The organism is Kitasatospora sp. NPDC059408 (assembly GCF_042751525.1).
Taxonomy (GTDB): Bacteria; Actinomycetota; Actinomycetes; order Streptomycetales; family Streptomycetaceae; genus Kitasatospora.
In genome coordinates, this window is the sequence record NZ_JBHYWI010000039.1 from 73,775 (window position 1) to 86,616 (window position 12,842).

Below are 12,842 nucleotides of genomic sequence, written 5' to 3' on the forward strand. Positions count from 1 at the left end.
TCCAGGTCATGAGTGACAGCGACAAGCCCCAGCTTGCTGTCCGGCAACCCTCCGTCCGTGGCGGGGTGCCCTGGGTGAGGACCGGGCCACGCGGCGAACCGTCCGCGAGGCAAGCGCGGACGCCCGACGACTAGCACTCCCGGGGTCCCTCGACCTCCGAAGGAGTGCATCCTCATGTCTCTCGCCGCCCAGCCGTCGCCCACCACCGCCCTTCTTGCGACGAGCTCCGCCCGCCCCCTTTCGAACGCCCCCCTCGCCGTCCTCGGCCACGACGTCCAGGTGCCGCTCGTCAACGGCGAGAAGGTCGGCTACGCGCCGCTCGACTACGCGGCCAGCTCTCCGGCGCTGCAGCGGGTGTGGGACGACGTCGCCGCGTACGCCCCCTACTACGGCAGCGTGCACCGCGGCGCGGGGTACCTCTCGCAGCTGTCCACCGACCTGTTCGAGCAGAGCCGCCGGACCGTCGGCGAGTTCCTCGGCCTGCGCGAGGGCGACCAGGTGGTCTTCACCCGGGCCACCACCGACTCGCTCAACCTGCTCGCCGCCGCGCTGCCGGCCGGCACCCGGGTGTTCGCGTTCGAGACCGAGCACCACGCCTCGCTGCTGCCCTGGGCCCACGCCGGGCTCGACGTCGCCTACCTGCGCGCTCCCCGCTCGCACGCCGAGGCCGTCGCCGCGCTGGACGCCGCGCTCGCCGGGGCGCCCGAGGGCCCGAAGCTGCTGTGCGTCACCGGCGCCTCGAACGTCACCGGCGAGCTGTGGCCGGTCGCCGAGCTCACCGCGACCGCGCACCGGCACGGCGCCCGGGTGGTGCTGGACGCCGCGCAGCTCGCCCCGCACCACCGGGTCTCGGTGGCCGAGCTGGACGTCGACTGGATCGCCTTCTCCGGCCACAAGATCTACGCGCCGTTCGGCGCCGGGGTGCTGGCCGGCCGGGCGGACTGGCTGGACGCGGCCGAGCCGTACCTGGCCGGCGGCGGCGCGACCCGGACGGTGGCCCGGGAGGCCGACGGCTCGGTGGCCGTCCAGTGGCACACCGGCCCGGCCCGGCACGAGGCCGGCTCGCCGAACGTCATCGGCGCCTACGCCATCGCGTCCGCCTGCCGGGCGCTGAGCGAGGCCGGCTTCGACGCGCTGGAGGCCCGCGAGCAGGCGCTGATCGCCCGGCTCACGGCCGGGCTGGCGGCGATCCCGCAGGTCAAGGTGCTGAGCCTGTTCGGCTCCGACTCGGCGCGGGTGGGCGTGCTGTCCTTCGTCGTCCGGGGCTGGAACAGCTCGCACTTCTCGGCCGCGCTCTCCGCCGAGTACGGCATCGGCGTGCGCGACGGGCTGTTCTGCGCGCACCCGCTGGTGCGCACGCTGCTCGGCGACGAGGACGTGGCGCCGTCCGAGTGCGGCGCGCCGGAGCCGTCGCTGCCGGGCGAGCGCAGCCTGAACGCCATCCGGGTCAGCTTCGGCGCCGGGACCCCGGACGAGCACGTCGACCGCTTCCTGACCGCCGTCCGCGAGCTGGTCACGGACGGCGCGGCGTGGAACTACCGGAACGAGGGCGGCCGTTGCGTCGCCGACACTCGCCGTGAGGACTGAGGACTACTCGTCCAGGCCGAGCGCGAACGCGGCCTCCAGGTCGTGCTGGGAGTAGGTGCGGAAGGCGATCTGGGTTTCGGTGTGGGCGACGCCCGGGACCTTGTTCAGCCGGCCCGGGATGACGTCGGCCAGGTCGTCGTGCTTGCGCACCCGCACCATCGCGACCAGGTCGTAGCCGCCGGTCACCGAGTACACCTCGCTGACGCCCTCGATGGCGGCGATGGCCTCGGCGATCTCCGGGATGCGGTCGACACTGGTCTTGATCAGGACGATGGCGGTGATCACTGTTCCGGCTCCTTCGTGGGGTGGCGCCAGCGTATCGGGCCTCAGCCGGGTCGTCTCGGGGGGTGACCGACGACGGTGCAGGCGTAGAGGAAGCCGGCGCAGAAGCCGATCACGTGGACCAGGTAGGCGACCCCGGGCCCGGCCGAGTGCACCGACCACCACTGCAGGGCGAACCAGAGGCCCAGCACCAGCCAGGCCGGGAACCGCAGCGGCAGGAAGAGCAGCAGCGGGACGAGCGTCGTCACCCGGGAGCGCGGGTGGAAGCGCAGGTAGGCGCCCAGGACGGCGGAGATCGCGCCGGAGGCTCCGATCAGGACGCGGGTGGAGTCCGCCGAGTGCGCCTCGGCGAGGGCGAAGCCGTACGTCGCGAGGCTCCCGGCGGCCAGGTAGAAGAGGAGGAAGCGGGCCCGGCCGACCCGCCGTTCGACGGTGGGGCCGAAGACGTGGAGGAAGAGGAGGTTGCCGGCCAGGTGCAGCCAGCCGGCGTGCAGGAAGAGGCCGGTGAGGACGGAGACGGCCGGGCGCTTGCCCGGCGTGGGGGCGGCCGGGCAGCCGGGGACCGGGTCCGGGGCCTCGGCGAGCTGTTCGGCCGTCAGCGGGCGCCCGGCCAGCAGTTCGGCGGGGACGGCGCCCCAGCGCTGTTCGTACCGCTGCTCGGCGCAGAGCCGGGCCTGCCCGGTGCCGTAGAGGGGGTTGAGTCCGGCGGCCGGCCCGAACAGGAAGACCAGGGTGTTGAGCGCGATCAGGGCGTAGGTGACCGCCGGGGCGGGCACCGCGGGGCCGCGGTCCCGCGCGTCGGTGTGGCCGGGGGCCGCGAGCGCCATGCGGCCAAGCATCCCTCCGCGGGCCCTCCGTGACACCGCGCTGTACGGCAGGTGGACTAGCCGTCCCGATCGCCCGAACCGGTGGCCGTGATGGTTGCCCCAGGCAATAGGCTTGGGGCGGGCATTCCCGCCTCCCGCCGCCGATGCCGGGGCTCCGGGGGGAGCGCCTAGCCCACCCAGGGACCACCCGAGAGGACCCCCGATGACCGTCCCCGCTCTGACCGCCGAGACGCGTTGGCGCTGCACCCTGTGCGGCAACCTCACCCGCTTCGACGTGACCCGCTCCGCGCGGGTCACCGAGTTCCTGCACTTCGACCTGGCCGGCGAGTCCAAGGTCGAGGAGACCGAAGTCCTGAGCGAGACGGTCGAGACGGTGCGCTGCCGCTGGTGCAACGCGGTGGACCAGGTCGAGCTGGTCGCCCGCCCGGGCGCGGACGACGCGGCGGTCGAGGCCGAGCAGGGTTGATGCCCCGCCGGTGCGGTGGACGGTGCACGGCACGGCCGTCCGCCGCACGGGACAATACAGACAGAACGCACGGAGCGTGACGACAGGGACGGCGGCCGCGGGGCCGCACCCGTTGGACCAGGATCGGAGCCGAGGACGTGGTGGACGCAGCGAGGGAGCCCGCCGGACCGCAGGGGCAGCCCGCTGCGGAGCCGGCCGCCGGGACGGCGGGGGCCGCCGACGGTGCCGCCGCGTCCGGAACCGCCGCGGACCCGGGAGCCGGCCGTCCCGCCGAGAAGCTCGACCGGCCGCTGCCGGAGGGCGTGCGCCGGCGCGTGGTCGGCCTGGCCGCGGACGCGCTCGGCGGACTGCCGCCCGGTGAGCTGCCGCAGAGCCTGCGTCAGTACGCCAAGTTCACCCCGGCCCGGCGGGCCAAGTACGCGGCCACGGCGATCGCGGCGGCGCTGGAGTCGGAGCCGGCCTTCCGGCTGCGGATAGCGGAGCGGCTGCGGCTGGGCCAGCCGGACCTGGTGAAGGCGCTGGAGTCGGGCAGCGTCCCCGGCGCCGCCGATCCGATGGACGTCGCGGCCGCCGCCTACCTGGTGCGGTCGGCGGGCTGGAGCCGGCTGGTCGCCGAGGCCGGCGAGGAGGCCGAGCGGGCCGGCGCCGAGGGCGCGGCCGCGGAGGCGGCCCGGCTGGTGGAGAAGCTGCAGGCCGAGCTGGCCGAGGTGCGGGCCGGGGCGCGCGCGGACCTGGACCGGCAGCGGGCCGAGTCCGAGGACGTCCGGCGGGAGGCCGACTCGCTGCGCAAGAAGGTGCGTTCGCTGGAGAGCGACACCCGCCGGGCGCAGGCCGAGACCCGTCGGCTGGCCGGCGAGCTGGAGGCGCTGCGCGCGCAGGCGGCGACCGAGCGCAGTGCGGCCGAGAGCGAGGCCCGGCGGCTGCGGCACCGCGTCGGCGAGCTGGAGACCGCCGCCGAGCAGGGCCGCCGTTCGGCCCGCGAGGGGCGCAGCGTGGAGGACATGCGGCTGCGGCTGCTGCTGGACACCGTGCTGCAGTCGGCGCAGGGGCTGCAGCGCGAGCTGGCGCTGCCGGTGTCGCAGATCCGTCCGGCGGACCTGGTGGAGGCGGTGGTGCCGGGTTCGGCCTCGCCGCACGACGTGGCCCGGCGCGGGCTCGCGGAAGACGATCCGGCCCTGCTGGACCAGCTGCTGGCGATCCCGCAGGTGCACCTGGTGGTGGACGGCTACAACGTGACGAAGACCGGCTATCCGACGCTGCCGCTGGAGCAGCAGCGGCTGCGGCTGCTGGGCGGGCTGGCGATGCTGGCCCAGCGCACGCAGGCGGAGGTCACGTGCGTGTTCGACGGGCAGGACCTGGACGTGCCGGTGATCATGGCGCCGCCGCGCGGGGTCCGGGTGCGCTTCAGCCGGACCGGCGAGACGGCGGACGAGCTGATCAGACGCCTGGTGCGGGCCGAGCCGCAGGGCCGTCCGGTCGTGGTGGTCTCCGCCGACCGGGAGGTCGCGGAGGGCGTGCGGAAGGCCGGCGCGCGCCCGGTCGCCTCGGTTCTGCTGCTGAACCGGCTGGCGCGGCCCTGATTCCGTGCCGATGGGGATGACGGCCGCTCAGCGTCCGGTTTGCGGTGATGTGCGGATTCGGTGAAGCGGCGTGGGGGCTCGGAGTTCACGCCTTTGGGGGAGTGGCGCAATGCCTGGATGTTCACTAGGGTCTGGCGTCAAACCTATTTTCCGGATTTCTCACCCGAACCGGTGAGTCCATGGAAGAAGGAGCAGGTCCCTTGGCCTCCCACCGCCGTCCCAAGCAGCCGAGCCGCGCGCGGGTCTCCGTGCTCACCGCTGCTGCTGCGACCGCGGTCGCGCTCTCCGCCCAGGTGGCCGCGCACGCCGCGCCGCAGCCGAACAAGACGGACGTCAAGGCGCAGATCGACGAGCTGCAGCAGGAGCAGGAGCAGGCCGCCGAGAAGTACAACGGCGCCAAGGAGCGGGCCGACCAGCTGCGCAAGCAGGCCGACCAGCTCCAGGACCAGGTGGCCCGCGGCCAGGAGCAGATGACCCAGCTTCAGACCGGCCTCGCCGGCGTGGCGGGCGAGCAGTACCGCACCGGCGGCATCGACCCGTCCGTCCAGCTGATGCTCTCCTCCGACCCGAACAACTACCTGGCCAAGGCCTCCAGCGTGCAGCAGGCCACCGCCACCGAGACCGACGCGCTCAAGGGCCTGCTGGACCAGCAGCGCCGCCTGGACCAGGAGAAGGCCGAGGCCGCCGCGGTGCTGGCCTCCCTGGACTCCACCACCAAGGACCTGAACCAGTCCAAGGCGGACGTCAACGCCAAGCTCAAGCAGGCCCAGGACCTCCTCAACTCGCTCAGCGCCTCCGAGCGCGCCGCGCTGAAGGCCCAGCAGGCCCAGGACGACCGCGCCTCGCGCGGCACCGACCGGGTCGACCTGAGCAGCCTGCCGCCGGCCAGCGGCTACGCGGCCGTGGCCGTGGCCAAGGCGATGAGCAAGCAGGGCTCGCCGTACGTGTGGGGTGCCGTCGGCTCCAGCACCTTCGACTGCTCGGGCCTGATGCTCTGGTCGTACGGCCAGGCCGGCGTCTCGCTGCCGCGCACCTCGCAGGAGCAGGGCCACTACGGCACCCGGGTGCCCTCGCTGGACCAGGCCCAGCCCGGCGACCTGGTGATCTACGGTCCCGACATGCACCACGTCGCGATGTACATCGGCAACGGCATGGTGGTGCACGCGCCGCACACCGGCGACGTCGTCAAGGTGATGAAGGCCGACGCGATGCCGATCAACACCATCCGCCGGGTCTGACCCCCCGACACGCCGCGGGCCGGCGCGACGGCCCTGTGATCCGCGCCACCTCCCGAGCGGGGGTGGCGCGTTCGCTTGAGCGCGTTTCCCTGCGTTTCGCCGCGTTCGCGTGACAAGTGATCAGCCTTGCGTACTGCCGCGATCACCTTCTGTCATCTTCACAAAAGAACTTGGTTATTCTTCCGCCTTTTTTCTGACAAGGATTTGAACCGATCACGGTTCAGTTACTAGGGTCGTGACCCGGACCACCGCACTGTCGATCGCCCAGCCAGGGTGGCGGCGGTGGTTCCCGCCGAGTTCGTGAAGCAGCGGGACGGGTCGAAGCGACCGTCCGACAGGGGAGCCCAGTGACAGGGGGCGCTGTGGAGCGGAGCCGGGGAACCACGTTCCTCCGGGGTGAATCGGCGCCAGGTCGGCCGGTGGAACGGCCGTGAGGCGTCGTAGGGCATGCTTCCGGCCCGAACCCGTCAGCTCACCCGGTAGGCGGACGTAGGAAGAAGGAGTCCGCCTTCGTGGCGTCCCATCGTCGTCCCAAGCCCGCCGGTCGTGCCCGAGTTTCCTTCCTGACCGGAGTTGCCGCGGCAGCCGTCGCCCTCTCCGCGCAGTCCGGCGCCCACGCCGACCCCGCGCCGACCAAGGACCAGGTCAAGGAGCAGGTCGACCAGCTCAACGAGCAGGCCGAGGTGGCGACCGAGCAGTACAACGCCGCCCAGGCCAAGCAGCAGGAGCTGCAGAAGCAGGTCAGCGGCCTGCAGGACCAGGTGGCCCGCCAGCAGGAGCAGGTGACCGACCTCCAGGGCGGCCTCGCCCAGATCGCCGGCGAGCAGTACCGCAACGGGGGCATATCCCCGACCGTCCAGCTGATGTTCTCGTCCAAGCCGGACAACTTCCTCAGCCAGGCCGACGCCCTGAACCAGGCCGGCAGCACTCAGAAGGGTCAGCTGAAGGAGCTCCAGGACCAGCAGCGCAAGCTGGACCAGGACCGCACCGAGGCCCAGGGCAAGCTCGCCGAGCTGGACGCGACCACCCAGCAGCTGAAGGCGTCCAAGGAGCAGATCCAGGGGAAGCTGACGGCCGCCCAGAACCTCTTCAACACCCTGTCCGAGCAGGAGCGCCAGGCCATCAAGGCGGCCGAGGACAAGGCCGCCGCCGATGCCAAGGCCAAGGCAGACGCCGCGAAGGCCCAGCAGGCCGCCGCCGACCGCGCCTCCCGCGACAGCAGCCGCACCGACCTCGGCTCGGCCCCGTCGTCCTCGCCGGTCGCCAAGCCGCCGGCGGCGGGCAGCTCGCGCGGTGCCGCCGCGCTGTCCTACGCCGCCACCAAGATCGGCAGCCCGTACGTCTGGGCCGCCACCGGCCCGAACTCCTTCGACTGCTCGGGCCTGATGGTCTGGGCCTTCGACCAGGCCGGCGTCTCGCTGCCGCGCACCTCGCAGGAGCAGGCCGGCGCCGGGACCCGGATCGGCACGGACCTCTCCCAGGCCCAGCCCGGTGACCTGCTGATCTTCTTCAACGACGCCCACCACGTCGGCATCTACGCCGGCAACGGCCAGGTGCTGCACGCGCCCAAGCCGGGTGCGAGCGTCCGCTACGAGGCGGTCACCAACATGCCGCTCTCGTCCATCGTGCGGGTCTGATTCCCCGCTCGGCTTCCCGCAGGCCCGGCCCTCCTCCCCGGAGGTCCGGGCCTGCGGCGTTTCCTTTCCTCGGACTGATGTCCGATTCAGGATCAAATATTCGGGTTGGGAGGGGTTTGGACTCGGTTGCCCGGACTCGCTAACGTCTGCCACCGGACTCCCGCTCCAGGACCGCCCGCTTGGGTGCGGCGGCGGGACCGGTCCGCAGGATTGGAGCAGCCGCCGCCATGCCCGTGCACCGCCGTTCCCAACTGCTCGCCCGTGCGCTGGTGCTGACCGCGGCCGCCACCACCGCCCTGGGCGTCACGACGGGCGGCAGCGCCCAGGCCGCCCCCGGCTCCCCGGACGCGCCCAGCCGCAAGGACGTCAAGGCGCAGGTCGAGCAGCTGTACAACGAGGCCGAACAGGCGTCGGAGAAGTACAACGCCGCGCAGGAGGCCCAGCAGCGGCTCCAGGGTGAGACCACCGTCCTCCAGGGCGAGATCGCCGCCGCCCAGGACCAGCTCAACCAGCTGCGCGGCGACCTCGCCACCGTGGCCGGCGCCGAGTACCGCTCCGGCGGCATGGCGCAGACCGTCCAGCTGATGCTCGCCACCGACCCGGAGGGCTACCTCGCCCGCGCCCGGAGCCTCGACCAGGCGACCGAGCGGCAGAACGAGACGCTGCACGAGCTGGTGACCCGTCAGCGCGGGCTCGACCAGCGCCGCACCGAGACCGCCGCCAAGCTCGCCGAGCTGGACCAGGCCCGCCGGACGCTCGCCGACAGCAAGCAGGAGATCCAGCAGCGGCTGGCCAAGGCCCAGCGGCTGCTCAACAGCCTGGGCGCCGCCGAGCGCTCCCGGATGGCCGCGCAGGACGCCCAGGAGGCCGAGCAGCGCGCCACCCGCGGCACCGACCGGCTGGACCTCGGCACCACCCCGCCCGCCTCCGAGCGCGGGGCGGCGGCGCTCGCGGCGGCGGTGCGGATGATCGGGTCGCCGTACGTGTACGGGTCCACCGGTCCCCGCGCGTTCGACTGTTCCGGTCTGATGTACTACAGCTGGCGGCAGGCGGGAGTGAGCCTGCCGCGCACCTCGCAGGCCCAGGCCTACGCCGGCCAGCGGGTGAGCCTGTCCGAAGCGCGACCGGGAGACCTGGTGATCTTCTACCGGGACATGCACCACGTCGGCATGTACGCCGGCGGCGGGGTGATCGTGCACGCCCCGTACCCGGGGGCCAGGGTGCGGTACGAGAGCGTCAACGCGATGCCCGTCGCGGGGGTGGTCCGGCTCTGAGCCCGACCCCGTCCGGACCGGACGCGATACGGCCCTGCGTGCTGTCCCGGCGCGGCGCCCTGCTGCTCGCCGCCGGAGGGCTGGCCCAGCTGTCGCTGCCGCCCGTCGCCCCCGCGGCGACCGGCCGGGGGCTCGGCGGGGCGGACGAGCGGACCGAGGTGGCGGCGGTGCTGGACGAACGCGCGCGCGAGTTGTCGGCCACCACCGGACTGCCGCTGACCGCCGGCTACCGCAACCTCGTCGTCTCCCCGGGCACGGGCCCCGGCCGACTGACCGTCACGGCCGACCTGGACGTCCGGGTCGCCGGCTACGACGAGTACCCCGCCGTCTACCCCCGCCGCCTCACGCTGACGCGGGCCGACGGCTGGCGGGTCGAGCGCGAGGACGCCGCGAGCGGGCCGCCGGCGCTCTGGGACTTCGGGACGGGACGGTCCGCGCGCGGCGCGCAGTGCCTGGTGCTCGGCCTCGCCGCCGGACCGGACCCGGCCGGGCCGGTCGCGATCGGCGACCGCGCCGTCCCCGCGGTGAGCGCGGTCTGGGGCACCGGCTGGGCGGGCCGACTGCTGCTGGAACTGCCCGCCACCGAGCCGCAGTTCGCCCGCCTGCTGGAGGCCGACCCGGCCGGCTGGACGGGCATGGCGGCGGTCACCGTGGCCGCCCCCGGCGCGCCCTCGCACACCCCGGCCGACCGGGTACTGATCAACCCCGAGGCGTTCGGGCGGCTCAGCGACTTCGGCCGCCAGGTGGTCGTCACCCACGAGACCACCCACGTCGCGACCCGGGCCGACACCCGGGCCTGGACGCCGCTGTGGCTCTCCGAGGGCGTCGCCGACTGGACGGCCTACCGCGACTCCGGCCGCACGCCCCGCCAGATCGCCCCCGAGCTGGCCCGGGACGTGGCCGCCGGAAGGGTGCCCACGGCCCTGCCCGCCGACCGCGACTTCGCCGCGGGCACCACCGGCATCGCCCAGGCCTACGAACAGGCCTGGCTCGCCTGCCGGCTGATCGCCGCCCGCTTCGGCACCGCCCGCCTGGTCGCGTTCTACCGCGCGGTGGGCGCGGCGGACGGCGCGGGGGAGGACCGCGACCAGCGGATGGACCGGCTGTTCCGGGCCGAACTGGGCCTCGGGAAGGACGAGTTCACGCGGCTGTGGGTGGCCGAGGTGGCCGCCCTCAACGCCTAGGACGGGTAATTAGCGCCCGGCCGGGGTGTTGGGCCGGTCGATCCCGTCGAGCAGGTCCTGCTCGTAGGCGATGCCCGGGCGGACCGGGTAGGAGCCGGCCGGGACGGGCTCCGGCTGCGTCAGCACGACGGTCGGCGGCAGCCGGTCCGTGCCCCGCGTGGAGCGCCAGAGGCGGACGCAGGACAGGACCGTCGCCGCCAGCAGGAGCAGGTTGCGCGCCGACAGGACGGCGATGGCCGCCGGGTCGCTCGCGAGGACCTGGGTGAACATCAGCGGGAATTCGAGCAGCGTGAGCGGCGCCGCGAGCAGGATCAGCAGTGCCACCGGCCGCTGGCTGCTGCCGCGGACCGTCAGGCAGACCGCCGCGACGCCGATCAGCCAGACCAGGTACTGCGGACTGATCACCCGGCTGGTGACGGTGAAGATCAGCAGCGCGGTCAGCGCCGCGTCGTACATCGTGGCCGCGTTGCGGCGCTTGGCGGTGTAGCGCCACAGCAGCAGCCACGCGAAGCCCAGCACGGTGCCGGCCATCATGACCTTGCCGACGACGCCGACCCAGGGCCCGAGCATCTCGGCCGAGCCGTAGTTCATCGTCACCCGGCCGTCCCAGCCGCCCGCGATCCTCGCGTAGTGCAGCGGCAGCGCGCCGAGCGACTCGACCTCGACGCCGCGGTCCTTCTGGAACGCCAGGAAGCCGAAGGCGCCGTTCATCCCGGCGGCCAGCAGGAAGCCCAGCGAGACGGCGGTGGCCGCCGCGAGCGTCCAGGAACGGCCGGTGCGGCGGCCGGAGGGGGTGCCGATCAGGCCGAGCAGCGGCCAGATCTTGACGATCCCGCCGAGGCCCAGCAGCATCCCGCCGACGGCCGGGCGGCGGATCAGCGCCAGCAGGCCGGCCACCGCGCTCGCGGTGACGATGATGTCGAAGCGGTTGTAGATCATCGGGCCGAGCAGCGGCACGGCCACCACCCACAGCCAGGCGCCGGTCAGCGCCCGGCCCCGGCGCAGGCCGGTGCGGACCAGCAGGGCCATCACGAGGGCGTCGGCGACCCCGCAGATCACCCAGAACGAGACCACGTACGACCACGGCAGCAGGCCGGGCAGCAGGATCACCAGGGCGGCGCCGGGCGGGTACTGCCAGGTGACGTCGTCGAACGGGAAGGTGCCGGTCTGCAGGACGCCGTACCAGGCGTGGTAGATCATCCAGACGTCCGCGGTGACGTCGCCGCCCGGCGAGCGCAGCACGCCGGTCACGAACAGCAGCAGCAGCGTCCGGGTGCCCGCCCAGGTGGCGACGAGTGCCGCGAGCGCCCCGAGCGGGCGGCCCGTGCGGGCACGGGAAGTACCGGTCTCGGTGGCCGGGGCCAACTCCACAGCGCTCCCTCGTTCGTCTCGGACGTCCCCACCGGAGGCGTCGCGCGACGGACGCCCGGGCCGCCGTCCTCAGCGGCTCAGGTACTAGGACTGACCCGGGGGTGGAACGGTTGCCGTGCGTGCTTCCGTTCCCGGCGGGTCATGGTGTTGACCTATCGTACGGATCACCCAGCGGTACACCGAGCACCCCCCGACCGAGCGAGCCGTGGCCTGATGCACAGAACCTTGATCGTCACCAACGACTTCCCGCCGCGACCCGGCGGCATCCAGGCCTTCGTGCACAACATGGCCGTCCGTCAGCCCGCCGGGAGCATCGTGGTCTACGCCTCGACCTGGCGCGACGGCACCGAGGTCGCGCGCTTCGACGCCGAGCAGCCGTTCCCGGTGATCCGGGACCGGACGAAGGTGATGGTTCCCACACCGCGGGTCACCCGGCGGGCCGCCGAGATCCTCCGCGCGGAGAAGTGCGACTCGGTCTGGTTCGGCGCCGCCGCGCCGCTCGGCCTGATGGCTCCCGCACTGCGCCGGGCCGGGGCCGGGCGGCTGCTGGGCATGACGCACGGGCACGAGGCCGCCTGGGCCCAGCTGCCGGCCGCCCGGCAGCTGCTGCGCCGGATCGGCGCGGGCACCGACGTGCTGACGTACCTGGGCGAGTACACCCGCTCCCGGATCGCGGGCGCGGTGGGACCGGAGGCCGCCGGCCGGATGGTGCAGCTGCCGCCGGGCGTGGACGAGACGACCTTCCACCCGGCCTCCGGGGGCGCCGAGGTGCGCCGCCGGCTGGGGCTGGCGGACCGGCCGGTGGTGGTGTGCGTCTCGCGCCTGGTGCCGCGCAAGGGCCAGGACACCCTGATCGAGGCGATGCCGCAGATCCTCGCCGACGTGCCGGACGCGGTGCTGCTGATCGTCGGCGGCGGCCCGTACCGGGCGGACCTGGAGAAGCTGGCCGACGCCAGGGGCGTGCGCGCCTCGGTGCGCTTCACCGGCTCCGTGCCGTGGGAGGAGCTGCCCGCCCACTACGGCGCCGGGGACGTCTTCGCGATGCCCTGCCGGACGCGGCGCGGCGGGCTCGACGTCGAGGGCCTCGGCATCGTCTACCTGGAGGCCTCGGCGACCGGTCTGCCCGTCGTGGCCGGCGACTCCGGCGGCGCGCCGGACGCGGTGCTGGAGGGCGAGACCGGGTACGTCGTGCCGGGCGGCTCGGCGTCGGCGTCGGCCGAGCGGATCGTCCGGCTGCTGCACGACGAGGAGCTGCGGCGGCGGATGGGCGAGGCGGGACGGCGCTGGGTGGAGCGCTCCTGGCGCTGGGACCTGCTGGCCGGGCGGCTGACCTCGCTGCTCGCGGTGGAGCGGTAGCGGTCACGGACGCGCGAACGGGCCCGCCTCCTCGTCGGGA

11 protein-coding genes and 2 riboswitches are annotated in these 12,842 nt (G+C 73.9%); of the genes, 8 read left to right on the forward strand and 3 right to left on the reverse strand.

The window, feature by feature from the left end; all coding sequences use genetic code 11:
* Positions 1-4 precede the first annotated feature (4 nt).
* Positions 5-122, forward strand: a riboswitch (SAM riboswitch).
* A 52-nt stretch (positions 123-174) separates the two neighbouring features.
* Positions 175-1,587 carry an aminotransferase class V-fold PLP-dependent enzyme gene (locus ACFXDE_RS25010; RefSeq protein WP_380496987.1) on the forward strand — a complete coding sequence of 471 codons (1,413 nt, stop codon included), beginning with the start codon at positions 175-177 and terminating at the stop codon, positions 1,585-1,587.
* A gap of 3 nt (positions 1,588-1,590) precedes the next feature.
* Here ACFXDE_RS25010 and ACFXDE_RS25015 read toward each other — a convergent pair whose 3' ends face one another.
* Complete coding sequence (locus ACFXDE_RS25015) at positions 1,591-1,872, reverse strand: Lrp/AsnC ligand binding domain-containing protein (RefSeq protein ID WP_380447438.1); 282 nt, start codon at positions 1,870-1,872, stop codon at positions 1,591-1,593.
* Between the two features lie 41 nt (positions 1,873-1,913).
* Positions 1,914-2,696: a rhomboid family intramembrane serine protease gene (locus ACFXDE_RS25020; protein ID WP_380496988.1), complete on the reverse strand. Its 783-nt coding sequence runs from the start codon at positions 2,694-2,696 to the stop codon at positions 1,914-1,916.
* Positions 2,697-2,898: 202 nt separating this feature from the next.
* Here ACFXDE_RS25020 and ACFXDE_RS25025 point away from each other — a divergent pair, with 202 nt between their 5' ends.
* The 6 genes from ACFXDE_RS25025 (at position 2,899) to ACFXDE_RS25050 (ending at position 10,075) form a co-directional block, all read left to right on the forward strand.
* The gene (locus tag ACFXDE_RS25025) at positions 2,899-3,162 is read left to right on the forward strand and encodes a hypothetical protein (RefSeq protein WP_380447442.1); all 264 of its coding nucleotides are present in this window, start codon (positions 2,899-2,901) and stop codon (positions 3,160-3,162) included.
* A gap of 140 nt (positions 3,163-3,302) precedes the next feature.
* Entirely contained in the window at positions 3,303-4,742 is a 1,440-nt protein-coding gene (locus tag ACFXDE_RS25030; protein WP_380496990.1) for an NYN domain-containing protein, read from the forward strand.
* A gap of 200 nt (positions 4,743-4,942) precedes the next feature.
* Complete coding sequence (locus ACFXDE_RS25035; RefSeq protein ID WP_380447446.1) at positions 4,943-5,980, forward strand: NlpC/P60 family protein; 1,038 nt, start codon at positions 4,943-4,945, stop codon at positions 5,978-5,980.
* A gap of 348 nt (positions 5,981-6,328) precedes the next feature.
* Positions 6,329-6,482, forward strand: a riboswitch (cyclic di-AMP (ydaO/yuaA leader).
* Between the two features lie 10 nt (positions 6,483-6,492).
* Positions 6,493-7,617, forward strand: coding sequence for an NlpC/P60 family protein (locus ACFXDE_RS25040; protein ID WP_380447448.1), 1,125 nt, complete (start codon positions 6,493-6,495; stop codon positions 7,615-7,617).
* A gap of 227 nt (positions 7,618-7,844) precedes the next feature.
* Complete coding sequence (locus ACFXDE_RS25045; RefSeq protein ID WP_380447450.1) at positions 7,845-8,891, forward strand: NlpC/P60 family protein; 1,047 nt, start codon at positions 7,845-7,847, stop codon at positions 8,889-8,891.
* A gap of 38 nt (positions 8,892-8,929) precedes the next feature.
* Complete coding sequence (locus ACFXDE_RS25050) at positions 8,930-10,075, forward strand: hypothetical protein (RefSeq protein WP_380496991.1); 1,146 nt, start codon at positions 8,930-8,932, stop codon at positions 10,073-10,075.
* A 9-nt stretch (positions 10,076-10,084) separates the two neighbouring features.
* On the opposite strand, the gene ACFXDE_RS25055 is transcribed toward ACFXDE_RS25050, so the two are convergent.
* Entirely contained in the window at positions 10,085-11,446 is a 1,362-nt protein-coding gene (locus ACFXDE_RS25055; protein WP_380496993.1) for a glycosyltransferase 87 family protein, read from the reverse strand.
* Positions 11,447-11,659: 213 nt separating this feature from the next.
* On the opposite strand from ACFXDE_RS25055, the gene ACFXDE_RS25060 reads away from it, so the two are divergent.
* Positions 11,660-12,802 carry a glycosyltransferase family 4 protein gene (locus tag ACFXDE_RS25060; RefSeq protein ID WP_380496994.1) on the forward strand — a complete coding sequence of 381 codons (1,143 nt, stop codon included), beginning with the start codon at positions 11,660-11,662 and terminating at the stop codon, positions 12,800-12,802.
* Positions 12,803-12,842 lie beyond the last annotated feature (40 nt).

Excerpts from the sequence above, each read along its gene's own strand:
- ACFXDE_RS25025 (WP_380447442.1), top strand. The coding sequence starts at position 2,899 with ATGACCGTCCCCGCTCTGACCGCCGAGACGCGTTGGCGCTGCACCCTG.
- ACFXDE_RS25060 (WP_380496994.1), top strand. The coding sequence starts at position 11,660 with ATGCACAGAACCTTGATCGTCACCAACGACTTCCCGCCGCGACCCGGC.
- ACFXDE_RS25010 (WP_380496987.1), top strand. The coding sequence starts at position 175 with ATGTCTCTCGCCGCCCAGCCGTCGCCCACCACCGCCCTTCTTGCGACG.
- ACFXDE_RS25020 (WP_380496988.1), bottom strand. The coding sequence starts at position 2,696 with ATGGCGCTCGCGGCCCCCGGCCACACCGACGCGCGGGACCGCGGCCCC.
- ACFXDE_RS25045 (WP_380447450.1), top strand. The coding sequence starts at position 7,845 with ATGCCCGTGCACCGCCGTTCCCAACTGCTCGCCCGTGCGCTGGTGCTG.